Origin of the sequence: Bacillus sp. JKS001846 (assembly GCF_900176455.1) — a bacterium.
In the GTDB taxonomy this organism is placed as follows: Bacteria; Bacillota; Bacilli; order Bacillales; family Bacillaceae_G; genus Bacillus_A; species Bacillus_A cereus.
Genome location: NZ_FWYG01000001.1, coordinates 3,947,319 through 3,970,709 on the forward strand (window position 1 = coordinate 3,947,319; position 23,391 = coordinate 3,970,709).

The following is a 23,391-nucleotide window of genomic DNA, read 5'->3' on the forward strand; positions in this document are numbered from 1 at the left end:
CGATTTTTTTCCATAGCAAATTTAAATATTAAATTTGCTATAACACCTGCACTTCCTTATGAAAAATAATGTACTTTGTTTTTACATTCACATTAAAAAATCTTAATTAGTTGGTAATTCATCTAGTCGTTTATATTGAAATGCATTAGATTTTTCAGACTCTTTACCCTCTAAATTAATTGCCGTCATTTCAATTACAGATACTTTATCATTAAAAATGTTATGATTTAATTTAGCAGGTGAATGCTCAACACCTGTTAAAACTAATACATCATTTACAAAAATGTCATAACTCTCACTATCAGGTGACGTACTATAATCAAATCTAACTTCTACTCCACTTTCCATATTATCCACAGAAGTAATAGCTGGTGGTTCAGGGGCTTCATTTCCTACGACTGTAATTGGTAAAAATACTTCATGCACCCCATTTGTAATGACTATATCTGTAGTTCCTCCACTAAGGCCTGTTACAATTCCTTCAGGGCTCACCTTTGCTATATATTTATCTTTGACAGAATAAGTAGTGCCAGTACTCGCCCAATATATATAAATTAACCAGTTATCACCAACTTCTTCTTTACCATCTGTTTGGAAAGTAATCCCTAAATAGTCACCATTTAAATTTACAATTCGAAATTCATTTCGTTTATTCGTTGCTATAACCTGTAATCCTTGTGTTTCTCTGTCATCACCCACACCAAAACCATTGGTAGTCTTTACAATTTCAACTGTTCGTTCTTCGTATTTATAATTACTAATGTCTACCGTTGTAATTAAACCTTTATTATTATATAAATTATCTATATCTTTAAATAACATTGCCGGACGAAGTTCAGCTGTAACATTCTTTGTAATTCCATCACTAGTTAATGCTTCTACATTCAACTGAACTTGATCACCAGTGTTGAGATTTAAATGCTTGTGGGAAACCATTAGAAAAGCTGTTGATGATAAAGGCTCGAATTCTGTATTAAGAAAAGCATCCACTTTCTTCTGGTACTTCTTTAGAGAGTCCTCTAAAACTAACTTTGCTTCTCTATAGGAAGTCTCAATTAATGCAGAACTTACCTCATCTCTCTTTTGCTCTAAAGTGCCTAACTTAGTTAAAATTTCTTTTGCCCTCATATTTCATCCTCCCTCTTGTATCGCATTCATTATAAGGATTTACAAAATTTTTTATTTAATTTTTTGTAGAATAATTCTAGCCTTTTATATAGTCATATTGTTTAACTTCCCAAAAGTAAAGTTCTTTATATTCAAATATATAATTTTTTTGAGTGATGCTGCCTTGTTCATGGTTATTTTTTAAATGCAGGATGTTCTTGAATACTTCTTGTTGCTTTAGAAACATCTTCATTCAACTCAGTTGTATCTAGAGAGATATCTTTAGCTAAGCTAACTAACATGGTCATATATTCAACTTCTGCAAAGGATATGATAGAATTTTCACCTTTAGCATTTTTTCGGATAATAGTAGTACCATTTTCCTGCCATTCCTTAAACTTACTTTGAAAAAAAACATCTGCTTCCTCTAAGCTAAGACCTTCAGTTACTTCTTGTGTCTCACTCTTTAACTTTTTTACTAACTTATCCTCCAACCAATCAACTTTCTTTGAATTTCCACTTTTAAAATAAAAAACTGCAGAAACGTTAAATTTATTTATATTCATATTTAAATACCTCCTAGATTATAATCTTTCATCTACACCTGATCTTACGCTAAAACTTCAATAGGTTAATTAGTTTGATATGGAATTTATCCCATACAGTTATATATTTATAGTCGTTTTACTTAACTAGAATGTTGCGAACTTATTTCCTAATAATTAAGAACGAACCAATATCATGGGAAGCATCTATAGGTATTGATATAGTTCCTTTAATATGAGAGTTACTTGATTTACGAATTGAAATACTTCCCTCTAATCGCGATGCACTTGCAACATAAATAGAACTTTTTATTTCTTCAAACATACTCATTCTAATAATAGCGGTTCCACTAAGAGTATAACTCGCATACTGTCTTGTTAACATTGTAGACATTATTTGTGACATATCAGGGTATACGACTAAAATATTGCTATGAATCTCCATAAATTTATAATAAGTACCATCTGCAAATGGTTCCGTATTTAATACTTTTCCAATTAATAAATCGTATGCTGAGCCGCCAATTAAATTAATATCATGATGTTTCTTTGTATCCATGTGCTCAAACACTAATACAGTACGATTGTTAGAAAAATCATATACCCCACCTAATTTACAAAACACAGGAATGTTATTATCTCGAAAGATAGTTGTAATCATTTCAGGAATTTCACTTTCGAACTGCTCATGATAAGTTTTATATTCCCCTGTCTTTAATATGACATTGTATACTATTCCATCAATCTTAATTTCTAAGTTTTCATCTAAAATAGAAATAACATCCTCCAATTTTTTATCACAGTATATTCTATAACCATGCGGAGTCAATGCCACTTTCTTCACCTCCTAAGAAAATCCAACTTTTAACAGCTTTATTACTCTTTAAAAAGTTTTCTTTGCTTTTAGTTTTGTTTAACTGAAATTTAGTTTGAATAAAACAGAATCATTACTCCTCCTTTTTCATAGTAGCTATCGAAATATCCCTAATAATAGTTGTTAGATTTTAAAAATCTAATATAAAAATAGTTTTTTCTAACCTCTAATTCCATACTTACAAGTAGCCTCCATCTGTTCACTCGATAAATCTATATTTTCTTTCCCCTTTAGATCATTCTACTTTTTCCATCGCAACCTATTAACTTCTCATAACGACAGTTAGTATGCAGATTCAACAAATAGGAGGATTTAAAAATGACAAAAAACAAGTTACTACAGACATCATGTTTCAATTTGAACACTTTAAATCGGGACCCATACTTTGATTCATTACATCAACCTTATTTCATAAAATTAACCAACAGTCTTTTCTTTGTTAATAGAGTTGGGGTGAATTAAAGTGCCTTCCCAAAGATATATTGACCTTAGAGAAGATAATTTACCTGACTTGCATAACAATGTGTTATTGAAAGCTTGCCAAGAGGATCCTGATTTACTCTCTGAACTTTTATATGAAAACAAAGAATTTCTCTTCTCAATCATTGCTCACTACAAAGGAAGCATTGAATCCCTAAAAAATAAATTCAACGTGGATGAAGAGGAGTTACTTCAACACGCTTATATAGCTGTTATTACAGCTATTAGAGATTTTGATTTTAATAAAGGAATTAAGTTTACAACTTATATTTATCGGCCAATTATATGGGAAATTAACCAATTGCTCTATAATGATTCTAGACTAGTACGCTTAAGTCGAAGTGCAGTAGATCTACTCAAACAAATGGAAAAAGTTGAAAATGAACTAGGTTATTTCCCAAAAACTGAAGAATTAGCAAAATTACTTGATGTTACTGTAGAGCGCATTGAAAATGTTCTTCGATTCGCTTCAGAATTAACTTCTTTAAATTCACTTGAAAGCTTTGAACCCGAGGATTACTCAATAGGTTATGAAAGTAAAGTAATGGATAAAATCTATGTAGAAAATCTACTTAAAAACTCCGATTTATCCGAATTTGAAACTCAAGTAATCAATCTTATTATGGATGGTAACAATAACTCACAGATAGCAAAAAAATTAAATGTCTATCCAATGACAGTTAACCGTGCTTTAAACCGTATAAAGAATAAATTAGACAACAACTTTGAGTCAAAACGATTGTCCAAATATGAAAGTGAAATTGAACTAATTGCAGAAGAAATAATCGAATTAAACTGTATAATGAATATAGAACAACTCAAAGATTTATTAGATGTATGTGGTTACACTATAAGCAAGTATAGCTCTCGGGTTTTATATTATATTCGTCAACAAGCTATAAGCCGCTTAGATCAAAACCTATCTGAATGCAATGATTGCTCGCAATAAAACTTAATTAAGAAAGTATATAACAGAAAATAACAGAAAATTCAAACTACAACACTCCTTAAAAATCATTTTAGTTATATATAAAAATAAGCAGATTCTTTAAAATAAAGAATCTGCTTATTTATTAAATTTCTTGAATCCACATACCATAGTTAGGAAGAGCTAATTTTAATTTATTAAATGTTTCATCAACCCATGATTTAGTATTAAAATCTCCTACGATAATTCGATAATTATCATTTCCTAAATTCTCCTCCCACAAACCATAACCAGGTAGAATTTCTTTTACTCTATTCATTGTGGAATCCTTCCACTCAGACGTATTAAAGTCACCAAGGTGGATACGATAAAACGTTTTGTTCTCCTCTTCTCCCAAGAACCATTTAAGAGATTTGTCACCATTCAAACGGTTAACATCACAATTCCCAATTCCAGACACATACCCACCTGTTGTATTGTCTGCATATTGCCATAAATCACAACTATATTTCGGCTTATTGCCGTAGCGTGGAACCCATAAAAAATCAGCTTTTAAATTACTTAACCCATATTTTTCATACATATGGTGGCTTACATATAAACCAACCTTCCACCCTGCCGCTTTACATGTATCAATAAATGCTTGAGATGCTGCAGCTAATTTACTTGGTCCACAACTTGCGAGTGTATCATCTTCTACATCTAACACTAAGAATCTAGCATTTGGACTAACTCGCGCCATAAAATCTTTCGCTTCCACAATTGCATCATTAACACTCACATAACACCCGTAAGCATATGCTGCATGCGGGATCCCATATGCTTCTAATTTTTGCACATGCTGATTATACAATTTATCGCGTTTCAATGAACCATATTGCACACGACAAATAGCAAGATCTAGATTTTTCGCCGCCACAGCCCAATTAATATTATCATTCCATTTTGAAATATCAACAATATATCCCATACTTTAACCCCATCCTTTTTTAACGTAAAATATCAAATTTTTTTAAAAATCCATTCGCATAATTTGCCCCTCTACTTGCCAATAATCCTGCAGATATTATGGATATATATTTTCCATATCCATTCAAGTCAAAGAAGTTTAAATTAAAAGCAAATGCTAAAGAAATACCTACAAAAATAGATAACAGATACGTGAAACGATCTTGAATGGTTCTATTAGGTATCATGTTTTTTAGAATCTCTGTAAGAGATTCTGTTAGAATTGCTAAAATCACTAACAATGCTCCATTCTCTAGCATTGACTGTAAAAGGTCATTCATTTTCTATTCCTCCAATTTAAAATAGTGCATACCAAGTTTGCATACCAACTACACCATCAATAGATAAGAAACTAGAATTACGCTGATACTCTTTAACCTTTTCTTCTGTTTCCTTACCAAATATGCCATCAACACTCACTTTTAATGTTCTTTGAATCGCCTCTATATTCCGTCCCCTATCGCCTCGTTTTATAGGCTTCCCTGGATATGGTCGAACAGGAGAGCTTCTCATATACTCTTCTAGTTCTATGTTGATGTAATTCTTGCCTAATTGAGGTGAACCTGGCTCGATTAAAATACTTTGTCCTTCATACAATGCATGGATGTCCAGTTCTGGATTTAATTTTTTTAAACAATCTGCTTTTATACCAAATTGTGTGGTTAAAGACTGAAGCGTATCAGTTGCACGTATTGTATATAACTTTCCATTTTTAACCGATACCTGTTTAGCTATCATATTGGTTTCCTTTGTACAACTTTCAAACTCGTCTACTACATCCATAATGAATTGATTAAAGCTTTTACCTACATATTCTAGTCCTTTAGTGGGATCACTTCTCAGCTTAGAATCTAGTACATCATGCCCTATAATATCTCGGCGAGGATTTAGTCCAAACTTATAACAAATATAAGCATGCAGCCAAATATAGCGCTTATACGAATCTACCTTATCAATTTTTTCACCGTAGCATAATTCCACTCCGATGGCAGAATTATTAGCACATGTATCATATAATGCATTACTAGTATTAACATCATAAATTACATGAAAGGCATATTCTGGTTCATGTGTCACAGCAGGTATACACTCAATAATTTGTTTATCATCTACGAGAAAATGTACCGCAGTATTTGATTGATTCTGTGTACGTTGATAATAATCTACACTTTCTCTTGCTGTTAAGTTTGGATGCTCTATATCATGCGCAACAATAAATTGAACATAAATGCGATTACCAGGACGCTTGGTTGATCCTTCATCCAGATAATCCGTTTCAATTTCATATTTTTTCTTAAATCCCACATCAAGACCTCCTCACGCCTGAATAAAATGAAGAACATCAATCTCGTATTGCAACACTTGATTTGCATTATTATAAGGAGAATATTTAATGGTTTAACATTTACTAAGAATAATAAATATATTTAAAATAAAAACAGATAGAGGTAGTCCTTGCTCTTAAAATAACTGATTATTCAGAATTAATTACCTAGGATTCACCTTATTCCGCAATACTATTGCGTCTCCTTTGTACCTCTTCTTTTAATTCTCTATTCGCAGTGGTCAATTCATGTACTTGCGTTTCTAGACTCTCATTACGAGCCGTTAATTGTCTTACTTGTACTTCTAATTGAAGATTCGCTTTTGTTAATCTAGCAACCTCTAGAGTTAGTTCTTTCACCTGATTTTGATATGTTAACATCATATCTTTGAGTTCAATTCGAAACTGCCTTTCGTCATCAGATAAAGAATGACGGTTTGTACTTGTATCGATACTGGTGTTAGAAGTTGGTTTGTTCTTAGAAGTTAAGTAACCAAAACCCCCTGTAATAAACATGCCTAATACAGAAGCAATTGCAGAAATTAAACTATCTTTCATTAACCGTCACCTACTTTCATCAGCTTAAGATAGAGACCTGCGGCCATAAGTGCCCAAACAAAATAACTTGTACCTGTTGTAGCACTATCACTTAACCATAAGGAAACGGAAACAAATGTCCAAAATCCAATAGAAATTAACAATCCAATACTTCTAATAATCTTATTATCTGTAGCCACCCCATATAATAAGAAGAAAGATATAAATAAGCATTGCATGCCCCATAACTGTTCCGGCATAACTTGCTCCATAGTACTGTAAACAGAATTTTTGAATGTAGCAATGGGAGATAACAATAAAACTGCCCACCACAGTGCTATACTGATCAAACCAATTTCAACAAGATTGTATTTTCCCTGTTTAGGCATATATAATAGCCTCCTACTTTTAGAAATTCTCCTACCTTAGACATAACCTAATTTGAATTATTACAAGGTAAAGAGATGTTACACATGAAATACACTCAAAATTTTTATCTCCATGTATAGTCAGAGTTAAAACGTATTCCTATTTCATTTATCCTTATAACTTAAGGCAGTTATCACTTTCTATCATTGAGTCTTATCTAGCTTCTTACGTAAACAAGTTAAAACAATTTTCAAGTCAGTATACATAAAACTAACTTTCTACATTGAATATATTTACGCTGTTAAAGAATTTAAGTAGAAAATGTATATATTCCCTCTCACATTACTCAAAAATAAAAAGGTTACACCTTTCTTAGAGAAACACTATCTACAATACAATACGTTAAGAAAAGGTACTTTAATTAAGCCATTGAAAGTTCTTTAGACAATGAAAATTGGATCTTACAACAAAATCATAAGATTTTATAGGATTCATATATTTATAAAATTATTATCTTATTCAATAGAAATTATAAGAATTTAATTATAAAAAATAGCCTACCCAATGAAATGGTAGGCTATTTTTCTCTTTTACATTATATAAGCATAAGGATATGCTGTTACGACCTCAATACTACTCTCTAAATTGCTAACACGCTTAATTAAAGCTGTTACCGATATCTGTGATTCATCACTTTGTCTTACAAAGAAATTGTAAGCTTGTAAGTCACTTTTATCAGACTGTCTTACAGCTACTGTTCCAAGTTTATCATATGAAGCTGATCGTCTTACTGCAATTGTACTGCTTACATCTGTCTTATCACTCTGTCTTACAATAAGCGTGGAATTTACACTGTAATGTTCAAATACTTCAACTAAACCAACAAGATTACTATTCGAAGACTGTCTTACGGTAATCTCACCATTGAGTAAACCACCATCTGTTTGAGAATCTCCCCATACTCTAACGGTTGCGTTCCCGAACAAATTAAAATGATCATAGCAAGCTATTTCACAAGCTAAATCTGCTAAGGCAATTTGTCTTGCAGCAATCTCGGAAGGTAAATCACTAACTTGTTTAGCTTGAATAAATCCATTTAATCCGATTTCAGCACTTCGTCTAATACTAATACTTGATTCTTGATTCTGGTTATCCCATATTCGAATAGCTATTGTTCCATCTAGTTGTCCGCCATCAAGCCAAGAGTCACCCCATACCCTTACTACAATAGAGTTTTCTAGTATCACTGCACCAGTTTGCCTTATTCTAATAGAAGAGGCTAAATCTCTATACCGTGGCTTACTAGCAGTAATGCTAGAGAACAAGTTAACCCAAGGCCTTACATACCCCTTAATCGGAAGCCTATCTTCAGTATTTTGTTTAACTCTTACATAACCTCTAAAATCTATATGACCTATAGCTCTTACAGTTAGTTCTGAATAGAAGTTACCTGAATTTATTTCAAATATACTGTCTAAATCTGAGCTTCTTCTTACTCGCGCATTTAACATGGAAACCAGATTTTTTTGCGCATTAATAGGAATCGTAATAAACGATTGTAAATTACCTGAGTTTACTGTTACAATACCTGGAACATCATACATCATGCGTAGATTAATCGAAGAAGGAATTTCCTCCCACCCACCTAGCGGAATATGAATAGTCGCAGGAAGATTGTTCTCAATATTTTGTCTTGCAATTACATGGCCATTTAATAGAGATTTCTCCCAAACATTAATGTACGTTTTTAAATTAGGATTTCCTATGTTACCATAACCTTCTAAATCCACTCTATACTTAACGTACATTTCAGAAAGTTGATCGGTACATTCTTCAACCCTAATTCCAATTGTACTATCTAATTCAACTCGCTCTTTAACATCTAAACTACCAGGCAACTCAAAACTACGTGTGATTTCAAATTCCATGAGTATATTATTTTGCAAGTCAGTATCATTAGACCATACCCTTATATCAAAATTAGAAATGAGATCATCCCTATAAAGAACATAAACACTAGAGACTTTATTATTTTCAGTAATACTCATAGTAGAGGCTATTTGCCCACCATTAACTATAGGGTTCCCCCATACACGAGCGGTAATATTAGTGCTCAAATCGTTTCTATAAAGAACATAAATACTCGAACGTTTTTCTATTTCATTGGCACGAATATAACCATCAAGGTCAGATGCACCTATTGTTTTAATAGCTATTTTTGCAAGAATTTCACTAAAATCTTTCTGTCTAGATACAATACTACCTATAATTTGTGGGTGGTTAATCCAAATTCGGGATTCTAACTCCCTAGGTTGATGAACATGTAAACTAGATACTAGATTACCAAATCCTTTATTATCTCTAACAAGAATGTTACCAATTAAATCTTTTACCTTATTCTGAATAATTGTGATTTCTGCTGAAATATACGCATGATCATCAGAATATATCTGCATGTCATAGTATGTAACTTCTAACTCCGGTCTTCGCTCGATTGCTTCTTTTGTATAAAATCCTCTAGATAAATTTTCGGACTCTTCTACTGCCCGCACTAAGAAACCAAGGTTAGGTTTTTCATTTATATGCCACTGCTTAACTAACTGCGTAACATCAAACTCTACGTATCCAGCTGCTCCACCTATTACTCTAGTTACAGAAAATCCATCTATTGCAGCTTGAGGTTGGTTAGCCCACGTTACACCTGTTTCATTCCATTGACTATTACTTTCGGTGATCTGGACATACTGAGAACCTTGGCCTCTCCCATCATAATACAGTCGTAAAATAGCTTTACCTATTTCAGTATTTACTGTAGGTATTGTTGAAATATCAAATCCAACAAGGGAACGATATTTCTCAGGAAACGGTGATCCAGTCCTACCTATATACATCTGTGTTTCTGAACCATAGTTTAATTTCGGGAAAAATTCACGAACAAATGCATCCTTATTCGGATACAGTTTCATATTAAACTTTGGCCTTTCCATCATGCCATAACTAGCCCTTAATACGAATGGCTTAGAGACAAACAATTTACATTGTAAATTTTCAGTTACTCTAATCGATAACTCAGATGATAACCACTCAAAATAAATAGGCGCTATTTCATAGGTAGCCATCATACTGTTTTTCAAATTAATGAACATGTCTCCATATAATTCATTCCACTCTTTAATCCCTAAATCCATAGGTAAATCTGCTATAAAGATTGGAGAAATTTCATAACTGGCAGACATTATTCCTTTTACAGCTACCGTTAAGGTACCATCGAGCTCTGAAAGGCTAGTAATAGTAATTTTTGAAACCAAATCATCTATAATAATCCCAGACATACCATACTGTGCTCTCATGGATGAACGGGTCGTCACGTTAATGGTAGAGAGAAGTTCCTGTACAGCTCTTACAGTAAGATTTGCAGGGAAATCTCTAATGGTAATACCATCTATTCCATAGGTTGCTCTTATAGATGAATTAGTAGAAATGTGTATACTTGATTCCAAGTTATTCGTACCCATTACAAAAATCTCGGAATAAAGATCACTATAATACGAAGGCTCAGTAAAATATGTAGCCCTTACTAATCTATCTACATTTATATTAACTCCAATATTGGAAGGTAAATCTTTAAAATATGTTACAGAAATGGCACCTTTAAAATCATGATATGAAGCTTTGTCCGTTTCATACTTAGCAGACAAATGAATTTCTTTCATATTCACTATAATGTTTGATTTTAAATGTGCAGGATACGTCAATACATTTACTTCAGAAAGTAAACTTGAAATATATTGTTCATCAATCTCATAATGACCTACTAATTTGGCATAAGGGTTAATAGATATATTTGAAAATAGATTATTATGTGTACATACTCTAATTTCTGATTTTAAATCGCTAGATCCATAACCCTCCATATTATATTCAGAACGCATATAACTGATAGGATTGATATTTAATATACATCTTAAATCTTTTTGGAAATGTGTAACACTAATTGTAGCAACTAAATCGTTTTCTCCGAATTTATCAATCTCATAGTTAGCGGCTATTCTAATACTTGGATTAATTATAATAGAACCTATCATATCTTCAGGTTTCATAATATCTATGAAGCCTTTTATATTTTGACTATCTACTTTGGCTGTCTCATATTTCGCTGTTGCCCGGGACATCATGCTTACATTTAAGGTAGCTTCTATCTCATCACGCCATAATACTAATCCCTTAGAAGATAGTTCACTTTTATTGTCGGTAATAAGAAAACCTGCATTGTAACTATTCGTTACCTCATCCCAACTAAGTGCTCTTTGATATATTCTAAAAGTTGCTATATTCCCTTCAAAATAACTATTATTTGCTGTTGATGATTTACCTAATACTAATGGGGCTGTTGTATTAATATATTCCCCCAATACAGGTAAGCTAAAGCCCTGCGGAGCTGCATTGATCATACCCCATAAGCGTTCCCCATCATACAGCAAAGTCACGTGTTGCCAAGCTTTTACGTTAACTTCAGCAAAAACAAAAGACATTTTCTTTGTTTCTGTCGTTATTTGAACCTGAATTTCACGCGTATCTAAGTCAAAATAAAGTGAAAACCCCCGCTCGCTACCTGCACCATAAGATGCGATATAACCTGACTTAACTGGTTTGACCCAAGTTTCAAAAGTAAAACCTGAGTCTGTTGGGAGTAATTCTAAATGATTAGGAATTACCACGTGATTGTTAAGGCCGTTAAAATAAAGTGAATAAGGGTCCGTAGGTATATTCATACCTGTCCAAGTCTTATCTTGCGAGAAGTTAAAACTTATCAAACTTCCGTTATGCCCGTTTCTTGCTAAATCAAACCAAGAATTAACAGGGATTGTATTTACACCCTGTGAGTAACCTTGGTTAGCTAACGCAGAGTGTAAATGTAAGGTCAGTCCCTTTAACGGATATGCCATTCTAATCACATCCAATCCCATTGTATTGAGATGAAAAGCTTATTAAGCAGGACTTGCTTTTGCCTTCATATCAAATGTACCACCCTCTGTTACTGTAACTTCGGACAAGAACCTAATATAAAACTGTCTAGCATCTCCAATAGGTATAGTTCCAGGGAAAGGTATTTCATCTACAGGTACAAAAGGATTGTTTGATAAACTTAATTGGACTGTGATACCTGGTTTTACTGTAGGTGGATCGACCCAGACCTTCATATCTTTTACAGGAAAATCAGCATTATTCTGCAACCATACTGGATAAGCCTCAGATGTACTACCCGCTACCAAAGTTCCATATTCTAAATATCGTAAAATATTACCGGCTTCATCAGTATAGTACAGGCCTATTTCATTTCTAAAACCTAAAATCGGAAGTTTTGGTGGGATGTGTTTTATTAATACGGGATCCCCATCTCGATTTTTTTCATCGAATGCCCAAATATTCACGAAGTTATAGGCACCGTAAGTGGAAGGATGTCGAATTTCTGGTGTATATTTAGCTGTAAGAGCATTATAGGTTCCACCACTCACCCTGTCTCTATTATAAAAGCTATTATCAATAGTCCATTCTGAAATGAAATATGATGCATCAGGGGTCTGTCCACCATAATTGGAATCAAGAATCCAATTACTTAGAGCTGATGCTTTTGCATGGCCTGTTATAATGACTTTAGAAAGGGTTACACCCCAAACTCCGTAGCTGCTATTTCTATTAACATTATAATAATCACCCTTTCTAAAGTGAACTCCCCCTACAACACCAGACGAATAAGAAGCTTGACGCATATCAGCATGAACTACACAATCCTGTACCTTTATATTTTGAGCAAGTCTACTAGGAAACCCTATATAAGGTATATTGCCAATAATTCCCCCCATATCTCCATTGACTTGATCAAAGATACCCGATACAGTACATTTAGATATAACAGCTTTTTGACCTGTACAGCCAACAATACCTCCAAAGTGACCACTTTGCTGTTGAATAGGGGCATCGAAGTGACAGTTTTCTATAATAGTCTCTTCATCCATAACACCAACCAATCCTCCTGAACCAGATCCGTCACTTAAACTAGCAAAAGCTTTATAATTAAATGAATTAAACATTCTTACACTTACATTTATTAATTGAGAGTTACCCTCCATTTTCCCTACCACAATACCTGATTTATTACCCACTTCGATATCAACGTCAATAATAGTAAAATTTTTTACAATAGCGTAATTAGATAATTGCTCAAACAACCCAGCATTTGTGTGTGAACGTCGGTACATATAAAGATTACCTATAGCTTTATTATTTCCATCAAACGTTCCTTCAAAAATATTAGCCCACCAACCGTTATTATAATTACTCATTCCCCTTCCAATCGGTAGCCAACCGGGACCCGTTTTTGGATAGTCCAATACAATATCGTTTTCCATACGGAAATGTTTATTGGCAAAGTGCCGTACTTGTTCTAAATCAAATTGATTATAAATGAGAAACGGATCAGTTGAAGTCCCCTTTCCCTTCTTATATTTAATAAACTTTCGGTTTTCAGGATACCCTTTATTAACCTTATAATCACCAATATACCAAAAATTCTGATAATCAAAGGGGTACGAAGATGCTTTTTTCATTTCTGATTCATTTAATGCCGTCCCGTCACCTTTAGCTATCCCACTTTGTTTTGTAAGGTTGTAGTAGCAATTTGATACACTTCCTGAACCTACATAACCTACAAAACCTCCATGATTTGAGGCATTTTTAGCAACAGTTAAATCAGTAACAGAACCTGTTGAGAAACACTCAAAGACAGATCCACCAGTGACACTTCCTACAAAACCACCACAATTATTACCTGTAGACATAACGTCCGCATGGCTGTAACTTCTTAAGATTTTCCCTGCATTTTGGTAGCCAACTAAACCTCCTGTGTGACCAGCAGAACTTCCGTCATTTTTAACTGTTCCTGAAATTACAGCACAATCCTCAATATCTCCATCAGACTTTCCTATTAAAGCCCCTACTATAGAACCGTTAGCTACAATGTTTACGTTAATTAATCGAACACGTTTAATAGTTCCACTTAATTGTGTCCCAAATAGTCCAACATTAGAAGTCGTATTTTTAATGTATAAATCTTTAATATCGTAACCAGCGCCGTCATAGTAGCCTTTGAAATTATCAATTGGTGTAAAACCTGAACCAGTTTGATAACTAGTCATAATAATATCCTTTGTTTGCGTGTAGTAAGCACCTAAGTTACTTCGGACATTATGTAAATCTTTTTCATCTTCAACTAAATAGGGACTAGACTGCGTCCCCCCTCCACCAGAGAAATGGTCAACATATATATATGTCTTACCTCTTTCTTTTACAAAGTATGGTCTTTCTTGATTCTTTTCTGTCTTTTGTTCAATAAAGACAATTAAAGGATTTCCATCTTTGTCCGGATCAGTAGCAATAAATACTTTATCATAATCATCTTGGGGTAAAATAATCACACCACTTGTTTCAGATGCCCCGTCTACCCAAGTAAATTCCCGTGGCAAATCAATTCCTGCTTCAGAAATTAAATTAGATAAATCACGAACTCGTTCTCGACTTCTTACAGAAATACCTGTTGGATCATCTGTATCTAAAATTATTTCACTGTCCAGATGAACTTCTTGAAATGTTGAATATATTAGACTTAAATCTTCATCACTTACTACACTTTCAATATCACACCATTCGTTTTCTACTAAGATTTGAACAGGTATATTGAATGTTTTTAAGTGAACTTTTTTATCTATCACTTCTATTGTGTAGTTTCGAATCGTTTCAGTATCTTTTACTACACTCCCATCCATGTTATAAGACGTACCATAAAGGGTATTTAGAAGTTGTTCTCTTGTTAACTTTACTGAATGATCCAATTCAATTCACCACCTTTATTAGGTTCAAGAGGCGCTTTAGTTTCAAAAGCTACTCGTCCATTATTTACTATAATCACTTTTCCATCTAATTTCTGATCAGCTACCATTCGTAAATTAATCATGGCAGGTTGGTTAAGTGGAAGTTTTACAATGGGTTTAAAATGAAAGTTAATACCCTCAACATTAATATTCGTTTTATAACCCAAGCTGTAATGAGTGATACGGTTCGATAGCATTCCGTTTCCCTGAAAACCAGCCACAAGTCCTGATGCTTCTGCATCTTTAAATGTGATAATATCGTTAATGTCATACTTAAAATCACCATTTAAAGGTATAGTTTTTCCATCAAACTCATAAAAGAACTGAATGCGATGACCTGCTATACTGAAAATACCATCACGTTCAAAATAAATTTTATTACCATGACCAATTAACCCGAATCGGAAAAGCTTTTTTCTATCAATCTTATAAAAGCTATTCTCTTCTTTTGTATTAAAATCAAATTCTGGGAGATGAGTACCGTCAGGATACTCAGCCACCCAGATAAAATCCTGTGCCACAGGAGAATGTGTATATTTATCATTTTGTAAAATCAATTTGCTTCCCCCTACCTCATTGCATTGAAGTAACTATTTTTTATACGTATTGATATGCAACACGTGTTAAGAATGCTACGTTTCCTGCTGTCGCGTTACCTGGAACATTGGCACGAAGGATAACTTCTGCATAGTTACCTTTTGCACTAGTTTTATTACCATCATTTTTAACACCTAAAATTTCATTTGCATTTGGAGAAAACGTACCATCAGTATTCGTTGAATTTCCTCCTGCTTGAATTGGATGAGTAGAATTACCTCCAATAGGTGTACGACCCGTTTCGCCTGCGGATGCAACAGTCACCTCAACCCATTTATTTGTTACCAATTCACCTGTGTTACCACCTGCACTATCTTTTGTCGTAATAGTACAGTTTGTCATAGTTGATAAATCTGTTGTTCCCGCAAAATTATTCCAAATTAATACTCCAAAATCAGAGGAAGGTGTTCCTGCATCAATGGTCCCAATATTCCAAGACGGTACAGCTCCTGAGTTGTCTTGTTTTCTCCAATTCACTTGTGGTGCTGGCATATAAATGACCTCCTAATTTTTATTTACACTTTAATTATCGCTACATCTCTTTATAAAGTTGTGATGAATTATTTATTATTCTTCGAGAGCTAATTCAACTACCAACTCTACAGTAATATCTTTTACACCCTTACCTACCTCTTTGATATTGATTCTAAAGTGATCATCACGATTAACAGCTAGTTGTGACGGTTTAAAAGAATATGGTGTAGAGGACGTACGATTAGATTTGCTCTTTCCATCAATAACAAGTTCATCAGCAAGAATGCTATGCCAAATAGGTGTTGTATCATATGAACTTTGACTGCATCTTTCAATGTCAATACACGTTTTTGATTCTCCCATCGTGCCGCACGTTACATATGCATCAATTAACTCTCCCTCATAAGGGAAACGTAATTCTGTACGAACAATACCTACTTGTACAATAGATGGCACAACAAATACCATCACTTTATCGTCAAGCTTCCGTATACGCCTGTTATTGAGATGCGCTCTATTGTAAGCAATAAAATCCATAAATTTATCCTCCTTATAAATCGAGGTATGCACTGTCATTATAAGAACTTTCCATTGGAAATTAACAAAGGGATAGACTTAGCTATCCCCTCGTACTGTTGTCTTTAATAGTCTTCTAGTTGCAGGATCATATGAAAATTCCCTTGTAACCTGTTGAGATAGACTTCCAAGACCATCTGTATAATATACAGTCTCTGTTTTCAATTCACCCTTTACCATAGGTGCCTCGTTCTCATAATACGTAAACTCTCGAATAATAGTATGATCTCCCGTGATAATTTCACGAATAATTTGACCTCTTTCGTTATATTCGTAATCTATATCTACACTAGAGTTACCACCGTACACCAATTCTAACTGGCGTTGTATTTCATCTAAACGTGCATCTAATGAAATATGAGGCTTATCACTCTCTCTGAATTGCCGAGCATCATATACTTCCTTTTGTAAGTCATAAAATTGCGTTCCACTAATAGTAGCTTGCCCCCTACTACAATATTGGTTTTTATAGACTTCTATGTACACCTCATCACCAATTTGTAGCTGTATAGAACGCTCTTCACTTTTTGAACCTACACCTAAATGGATGTGATAATCATCCAGCTCAATATAATCAACTCCGCTTAGTAAACGCCGGCCATTATAATACACTTTTAATAACCCTTTATTTGGTTCATAAGTATGACCAACTGGTAAAATAGGATTTGATGTACCATATGTTTTCACGAAATCCTGATCAACAACGTGTAATATTTCATCCCAATCTTTTGTGATAGGACTATATCTATGGAGCTTCATTCTTGTTCCCATTTAGCCACCCCTTATTCGTTTCTTATTTCCAAGAAGAAGTGTGAAGGTCTCATCTGTTGTTTTATTTTTTCAGGATCGGTTGTATCGACCCTAGCAATTCTCACCCAAAAATCCTTTGATTCTCCTTCATGTAACGTTCCTATACGTATTGTTGTATCTTCATATTGATTAGGAGTACCGTTGTTGTCTGTGGCAAGATCACACCATTCCCAGCCAAACTCTTTTTTATAAACAGCAATCTGAATTTCAATATTCTCCGCTACATTTCCCGAAGTATCGTTTAAGACAGTCAATTTTTGTTCAATTATGTCACTTTTCAGTGCACCTAAATGTGTAGCTTTTGTTTCACTTAACTCTTGGCCTTTCCATTTGACTTTTAAATTTGTACCTCTTAAAAACAGATCGCCGCCGTACATTTCAGCGTATTCTTTTTGTTCATCTATTAAAACATACTCACCTGTCTCATTCTTATCGTAAACTCTAATTTTCCCCTTAAAAGGAATGGTAGGTAATTCGATGCCTATACCTGAATATCCATCTGGAACTATTTGAGTAGTTACAACATTTCTTTCATAATCAATTAACTCAACTTTATAAAAACTATTTAAATTACCAACACTAATATTGGTACCCTTACACAGGATAACCCTTTCTACGATAAGGGGTGTATACCCATCTCTTGGCGTCCCTTTTAATACAACTCCAGCCATAGCTGGATCGATACAAATTGTTGAGTCAAATAGCTCCCACGCATTTCCTCGCTCTGCAAAAAAGGTCCACAGATTTTGTTTTTTTACTGTTCTCCAAATATTATAGGTATTCTCATGAATGCTATCTTCACTTTCCAAAAACTCAATTTTCTCAAGAGCATTCTTCCAAATAACGAGACCACCTTCATCTCCCAAATATTTTGGTGTATAGTTCGAATGCACTTGTAGTAACAATTCATCTTCATTTTGAGGAAGAGAAAATAGAGCATTTGTACTTCTATCAGTAGAGTTGTGTTTAAGTACTAATTGTTTATCAGAATCACTGTACGTATAAGAGTCAGTAGGGGATATGATCCAACGTGAATCAAGTGTTTCAAAATTATCGTCAAAAATAAGTCCAGTCTGAACCCTATGAATGCTCAATAGTAACTTCCTCCTATCGCGTCTTCTTGATATTCCAACCATTCCATGCAGGGAATGGTTTACCCATAATGAGCCATACTTTATCCTTTTCTTTTTCATCCCATGGCTTATCTGGTTCAGGTAATCCTATACCTGTATCATCTTCATCAATTACATTCATTTCATGCTGTCTTTCAATATTTAAATCAACTTCATTTTCTATAGAAATTATATTTGAATTCGAATGCATTCCCTCATCAATTCCATCGATAAATCCATAATTCTCTTTATTAATATTTAACAATTCTTCATCTTCTATAGACATTGTATTTGATATTAATTTTCTCGTTGTATTTTCACTATCTATTGTGATATTTGAAGCAGAATTAATTTTTATCTGTTCTTCTTCGTCCAATATCATTATAGAAGCATTACTTGAACTTCCCTCTTCTTCTTGGAAAATCCTGATTTTCTTCTTATTTACCTGTTCTGCTTGCATTTCATCTTCTATTGTCATTTTTCTATTTTTACGTAATATTGTTTTATCAAATTGTTCTTCGATAACATCTAAGAATACATTACATTCTGCTAAGGTACTTTCTTCTACCTCTGTATCTACATGAATTCCCGAAATTGCCATTTCATTATTATTTATAGTTGAATCTGTTTCTTGACTATTACTCGCAAAATCATAGTGATTTATAGTAGTTTCGAAATTACTTTCTGAACCTGCAAACTCTATTTCTTCTAATGTTGTTTCTCTATCATTACCACTATTTACGAATTCAATTGTTGCAATATCCACTTCATTTGCTGCATGGTGATCTGCTAAATTCGCATCTATAACTACAGTGTCTATAGTTGCACCCATTTCACCTTTAATAGTAGGATCAATAATTGACTCATAAGTATCTCCCAAACTCATAAGAGCCTCATCAGTAACTACAACTCCAATTTCATTTGTTTGATTACCTGAAACTGTATCTTCAATGGTAGCATCCTTTTCTTTCCCTACATTGGTTAGTACTTGATTGTTCATTTCAATATCAAATATGTTAAACAGATGAGCAAAATGTTTTCTTTCTACTGCAACGTGGATTTCACTTCCACTTAATGCGTTTTCTACATCTTGTATCATTGTTTCATATTCTTTATGAATAATTAATGATTCTACCTCTTCTATTAACGTTTCATAAGTCTCTCCTACTATACCTTCTGATACATAATCCAATAAAATATCATTTTCTTTTTCAGCCATATTCGACATTGTATTTTCCTTATAGACAACACTATCAATTATCCCATCAGATTTTGCTGTACTTAGATTAATGAGGTAATTTTCCTCTTCACGAAGATTTTGAAATGCCCTATCGTCACTTTGCATATACACTTCTAGCGTATCTTCCAGATTCATATCTAGTAATTTATCGACGTGTAATTCTTCTTCGCGTTCAATTTGTTCTGCTATCTCACCATTTTGCACATACGTTTCTAGTGTTTTTTCAAGATTCATGCTTAGCGGTTTATCGACATGCAGTTCTTCTTCACGTTGTAATTGGTCTAATCTACCCATACTTTGCACATGCATTTCTAACGTTTCTTCCAGATTCATGCCTAACAATTTCTCTACTGTTGTTTCTTCTTCGCGTTCGATTTGTTCTGCTATCTCACCACTTTGCGCATACGTTTCTAGTATTTTCTCCAAATTCATACTTAGTTGTTTATCGACATGTAGTTCTTCTTCACGTTGTAATTGATCCAATCTATCCATACTTTGCACATGCATTTCTAGCGTTTCTTCCAGATTCATGCCTAACAGTTTCTCTACAGCTGTTTCTTCTTCGTATTCAATTTGTTCTGCTATCTCACCACTTTGCGCATACGTTTCTAACGTTTTTTCAAGATTAGTGCTTAATAGCTTCTCGACATGTAGTTCTTCTTCGTTCATTCGTTTTGCTTTATTACTATTTTGTACATACGTCTCAAGCGTTTCTTTTCTATTTTCATTTTGTTCTGCCATATTACCGCTTTGCACATACGTTTCTAATATCTTTTCATGTTTCGAACTAACTAACTTCTCAATATATACTTGTTCTTTATGATCAGTTTGATTCGCTCTATTACTATCTAATAAATACAAGTCTCTTGTATTATCTAGAACAGCATCAATTAGATATATTTCATTGAGCTCTTCTTCTCGTTCTGCAAGCGCTGCTGAATCGTTATTTTGAATATAGGTTTCAACTATATTTTCTAATTCCAATCCAATTAGATTATCAACATGAGCTTTTTCTTCTCTCTGTATATCATCTGCTATCATGCTGGTTGATACATCCGTATTCAATACCTTTTCACTTTTAGCATCTAAATATTTCACTAAATTTATTTCTTTTTCTTGTTTCAATTGATTTACTACATTACTATCTTGAATATAAGATTCAAATATCTTTTCAAGTTTTGAATTAATCAGTGTGTCTTGCTGAATTTCCATGTTCTTTTCGGGTTTATTTACTACACTTTGTTCTTCTACACAAAGTTCTAAATTCTTCTCTATCTCCCCAAAATCTCCATAGTCATTCGAAATATCAACTAAGATTTCTCTTTGATCACTTAAGATAGTTGTTGAAATAAATGTGTCAAATTCTTTATCTAGATGATACTTAATTTCATTTTCTATAGTTACCTCATAATCAGCTACACTATTTTTAACAGAAATATTTTGTTCAATTTCTGTTTCATTTGTTTTTTTCTTTTCACTCTTTTTTACTACATGTGTAACCACTACATCTTCACATTGTTCCAACACACTTGAAGAAAAACCATCTATTTTAGCGTCCTTTAATAAAGAGTGAGTTTGCATTGTATTTAACTCGTTAAGTTCAACATCTATCATATCCTCATTGCTAAAGGCCTGTTCTATAGCTATTAATTCCCCTTTAAAAGCATAACGATTAGCGCCATTCTCTAAATTATTCAAATGACCATTTTGAATCTGAAATGTTTCACCGGAATTTATAACAACCTTTTCACCAACTTGGTAATTTCTATCCCCACTAAATAGATTTAACTTTTCTGCTTCACGAATAAATTCTGTGCTATCCAATAAAGTAGTAACATTCGCTTGATAATGACTACTAAAGTTACTATTTAATACTGAATCTTCAAATCCATACTTAAATGATTTGCTTTGTGTTTTTTCCATATTCAGTGACTCAGAACCAGAATGGTAAACCTGACCTAATTCAAATCCTGATAAATTATTTTGAACATTTTTATACTTATCTGCAATGATAAATTTCTCACTATTCTTCGTATACTGATAAGATTTACTATCTTCCATTTTATGAATTAGCTGTTTTACAGACTTGAAAGAGGTACTACCAATGTACTGACTAAAATCGTTCAAAGTATAATTCACATTTGCCCTTGGCACTGTCATTGAATCTACTCTTACGTCTGAAATATTCTTACCTGCACCTAAACCCTGAATAATTACATCATGTACGTTTCTTGTTTCATCTAATGAAGCTTTCTGATTCATTAATCTATAGACTTCACTAGCTTCACTTAATGAAGCTATATGAGACACACCCTCGTAAATTTTAGGTTCAATATACGCCTCATATACATCAAATGGGACTAATCCATATAAATGATAATTCCCCCTACTATCCTGAGAAACGTTTCCTTCTAATGCAATTAAAGATCCTGTTTCAGTATTTGCAACCTTACTTGATAACAGCTTATTTCCATTACTCATTTCATGCTTTTCTAGAAAACCTAAAATCCCTTTATAGGATTCACCTATATCTCCTAAATTCAGAACGCCTTGAATTGGTGTATCTTTTCCTTTTAATATTCCTTCATCAGGATAACTTGTAAAAATAACTTTAAAATTCTCAATCTTATTGGGCTCTTTCCCAAATTCACTTAATTTGTTACCCTTATCCAATTGGCTATAGAGAGCATCCCAAACCACTTTTAAAAAATTAGCTTTTGCTATTTCTACAACTTTCTCGCCATATTGTAAGGTTAGTAACCTTTCTTCAGTATTGATTTGCCCACTTTTAAATAATACATCTGCTAATTCTTTTACTTGATTATGACCAAAACTCGGTAATAACTCGAGTAGTTCTAAACTAATATTTTCTCCAATTAACTCTTTCAAAAAGCCAAAATCATACGAATTCCTTTCACTATAAACCCTCTTATTACTACTTTTAAATTCAAATGGAGTTTCTGTATGAATCATCGACTTTTTACTAGATTTCAAGTCATATTTGTTTAGTTTCTTAACTAGATTTGTATTAATTTGACTAATAACCTCTCCAAAATAAGCGTAAAAATCCTTATTCTCTGTTATTTCTATTAAATTCCCTTGTCGTGCACTTTTATCCCCTCTAGTTAACGCTTCTCCTACCTCCGCTATATAAATAAGACTACCTTTTTCTAAATTTAAATTGGAGCCTTCAAATATAGTTTTGTAATCAGCTAATACAGAGTGCATCGCACCAGCCGCTCGTTTCACTTTTGTACCCATTTTCATATCATCTAAAGCTAACGCACTATACCTATTCCAAGGATCAAAAGCCAATGGGACAACATCTAGATTAGGTACATTTTGATGACGATTGAACCTGAATACATATCCCTTTTTATTATAAAAAAGGGTAGTGAAACTGAGTAAATAATGCTTACTGTTACTCATTTTCCACCACCCACCTTTCGACAAAGTAAGACTTGCACCGTAGTATTCGGTAC

Annotated in this window: 17 protein-coding genes; 1 reads left to right on the plus strand and 16 read right to left on the minus strand. The window is 33.4% G+C overall.

The window, feature by feature from the left end; translation table 11 throughout:
* Window positions 1-102: 102 nt before the first annotated feature.
* From B9A45_RS20990 to B9A45_RS21000, 3 genes are all read right to left on the minus strand, one after another.
* On the minus strand, window positions 103-1,128 hold the full coding sequence (locus B9A45_RS20990) for a hypothetical protein (RefSeq protein WP_084064804.1): 1,026 nt from the start codon (window positions 1,126-1,128) through the stop codon (window positions 103-105).
* A gap of 173 nt (window positions 1,129-1,301) precedes the next feature.
* Window positions 1,302-1,673 carry a hypothetical protein gene (locus B9A45_RS20995; RefSeq protein WP_084064809.1) on the minus strand — a complete coding sequence of 124 codons (372 nt, stop codon included), beginning with the start codon at window positions 1,671-1,673 and terminating at the stop codon, window positions 1,302-1,304.
* Between the two features lie 142 nt (window positions 1,674-1,815).
* The gene (locus tag B9A45_RS21000) at window positions 1,816-2,487 is read right to left on the minus strand and encodes a hypothetical protein (RefSeq protein ID WP_084064814.1); all 672 of its coding nucleotides are present in this window, start codon (window positions 2,485-2,487) and stop codon (window positions 1,816-1,818) included.
* Between the two features lie 502 nt (window positions 2,488-2,989).
* Between B9A45_RS21000 and B9A45_RS21005 the strand changes: the two genes are divergently transcribed.
* Window positions 2,990-3,955, plus strand: coding sequence for a sigma-70 family RNA polymerase sigma factor (locus B9A45_RS21005; protein ID WP_084064818.1), 966 nt, complete (start codon window positions 2,990-2,992; stop codon window positions 3,953-3,955).
* Between the two features lie 124 nt (window positions 3,956-4,079).
* On the opposite strand, the gene B9A45_RS21010 is transcribed toward B9A45_RS21005, so the two are convergent.
* The 13 genes from B9A45_RS21010 to B9A45_RS21070 form a co-directional block, all read right to left on the minus strand.
* Complete coding sequence (locus B9A45_RS21010) at window positions 4,080-4,904, minus strand: GH25 family lysozyme (protein ID WP_084064822.1); 825 nt, start codon at window positions 4,902-4,904, stop codon at window positions 4,080-4,082.
* Window positions 4,905-4,923: 19 nt separating this feature from the next.
* Window positions 4,924-5,223 carry a hypothetical protein gene (locus B9A45_RS21015; RefSeq protein ID WP_000998963.1) on the minus strand — a complete coding sequence of 100 codons (300 nt, stop codon included), beginning with the start codon at window positions 5,221-5,223 and terminating at the stop codon, window positions 4,924-4,926.
* A gap of 16 nt (window positions 5,224-5,239) precedes the next feature.
* Window positions 5,240-6,247, minus strand: coding sequence for an N-acetylmuramoyl-L-alanine amidase (locus B9A45_RS21020; protein ID WP_084064826.1), 1,008 nt, complete (start codon window positions 6,245-6,247; stop codon window positions 5,240-5,242).
* A gap of 199 nt (window positions 6,248-6,446) precedes the next feature.
* Entirely contained in the window at window positions 6,447-6,824 is a 378-nt protein-coding gene (locus B9A45_RS21025) for a hypothetical protein (RefSeq protein ID WP_000655295.1), read from the minus strand.
* Complete coding sequence (locus tag B9A45_RS21030) at window positions 6,824-7,192, minus strand: hypothetical protein (protein WP_001125914.1); 369 nt, start codon at window positions 7,190-7,192, stop codon at window positions 6,824-6,826. The genes B9A45_RS21025 and B9A45_RS21030 overlap by 1 nt, the downstream gene beginning before the upstream one ends.
* A 570-nt stretch (window positions 7,193-7,762) precedes the next feature.
* Entirely contained in the window at window positions 7,763-12,118 is a 4,356-nt protein-coding gene (locus B9A45_RS21035) for a DNRLRE domain-containing protein (protein ID WP_084064830.1), read from the minus strand.
* A 42-nt stretch (window positions 12,119-12,160) separates the two neighbouring features.
* Window positions 12,161-15,061, minus strand: a complete 2,901-nt coding sequence (locus B9A45_RS21040) for a M26 family metallopeptidase (protein ID WP_084064834.1) — start codon at window positions 15,059-15,061, stop codon at window positions 12,161-12,163.
* Window positions 15,046-15,657, minus strand: coding sequence for a hypothetical protein (locus tag B9A45_RS21045; RefSeq protein WP_000602963.1), 612 nt, complete (start codon window positions 15,655-15,657; stop codon window positions 15,046-15,048). Before B9A45_RS21045 ends, B9A45_RS21040 begins: the two co-directional genes overlap by 16 nt.
* A 40-nt stretch (window positions 15,658-15,697) precedes the next feature.
* Window positions 15,698-16,189, minus strand: a complete 492-nt coding sequence (locus B9A45_RS21050) for a hypothetical protein (RefSeq protein ID WP_001111328.1) — start codon at window positions 16,187-16,189, stop codon at window positions 15,698-15,700.
* A gap of 75 nt (window positions 16,190-16,264) precedes the next feature.
* Window positions 16,265-16,708: a hypothetical protein gene (locus B9A45_RS21055; protein ID WP_006916875.1), complete on the minus strand. Its 444-nt coding sequence runs from the start codon at window positions 16,706-16,708 to the stop codon at window positions 16,265-16,267.
* Window positions 16,709-16,786: 78 nt separating this feature from the next.
* Window positions 16,787-17,518, minus strand: a complete 732-nt coding sequence (locus tag B9A45_RS21060) for a hypothetical protein (RefSeq protein ID WP_000537243.1) — start codon at window positions 17,516-17,518, stop codon at window positions 16,787-16,789.
* 11 nt (window positions 17,519-17,529) lie between these two features.
* Window positions 17,530-18,651 carry a hypothetical protein gene (locus tag B9A45_RS21065; RefSeq protein WP_000022190.1) on the minus strand — a complete coding sequence of 374 codons (1,122 nt, stop codon included), beginning with the start codon at window positions 18,649-18,651 and terminating at the stop codon, window positions 17,530-17,532.
* Window positions 18,652-18,664: 13 nt separating this feature from the next.
* Window positions 18,665-23,338 carry a hypothetical protein gene (locus tag B9A45_RS21070; protein ID WP_084064837.1) on the minus strand — a complete coding sequence of 1,558 codons (4,674 nt, stop codon included), beginning with the start codon at window positions 23,336-23,338 and terminating at the stop codon, window positions 18,665-18,667.
* Window positions 23,339-23,391: the final 53 nt, after the last annotated feature.

Excerpts from the sequence above, each read along its gene's own strand:
- B9A45_RS20990 (WP_084064804.1), bottom strand. The coding sequence starts at position 1,128 with ATGAGGGCAAAAGAAATTTTAACTAAGTTAGGCACTTTAGAGCAAAAG.
- B9A45_RS20995 (WP_084064809.1), bottom strand. The coding sequence starts at position 1,673 with ATGAATATAAATAAATTTAACGTTTCTGCAGTTTTTTATTTTAAAAGT.
- B9A45_RS21010 (WP_084064822.1), bottom strand. The coding sequence starts at position 4,904 with ATGGGATATATTGTTGATATTTCAAAATGGAATGATAATATTAATTGG.
- B9A45_RS21015 (WP_000998963.1), bottom strand. The coding sequence starts at position 5,223 with ATGAATGACCTTTTACAGTCAATGCTAGAGAATGGAGCATTGTTAGTG.
- B9A45_RS21025 (WP_000655295.1), bottom strand. The coding sequence starts at position 6,824 with ATGAAAGATAGTTTAATTTCTGCAATTGCTTCTGTATTAGGCATGTTT.
- B9A45_RS21030 (WP_001125914.1), bottom strand. The coding sequence starts at position 7,192 with ATGCCTAAACAGGGAAAATACAATCTTGTTGAAATTGGTTTGATCAGT.
- B9A45_RS21035 (WP_084064830.1), bottom strand. The coding sequence starts at position 12,118 with ATGGCATATCCGTTAAAGGGACTGACCTTACATTTACACTCTGCGTTA.
- B9A45_RS21050 (WP_001111328.1), bottom strand. The coding sequence starts at position 16,189 with ATGCCAGCACCACAAGTGAATTGGAGAAAACAAGACAACTCAGGAGCT.
- B9A45_RS21055 (WP_006916875.1), bottom strand. The coding sequence starts at position 16,708 with ATGGATTTTATTGCTTACAATAGAGCGCATCTCAATAACAGGCGTATA.
- B9A45_RS21060 (WP_000537243.1), bottom strand. The coding sequence starts at position 17,518 with ATGGGAACAAGAATGAAGCTCCATAGATATAGTCCTATCACAAAAGAT.
- B9A45_RS21070 (WP_084064837.1), bottom strand. The coding sequence starts at position 23,338 with ATGAGTAACAGTAAGCATTATTTACTCAGTTTCACTACCCTTTTTTAT.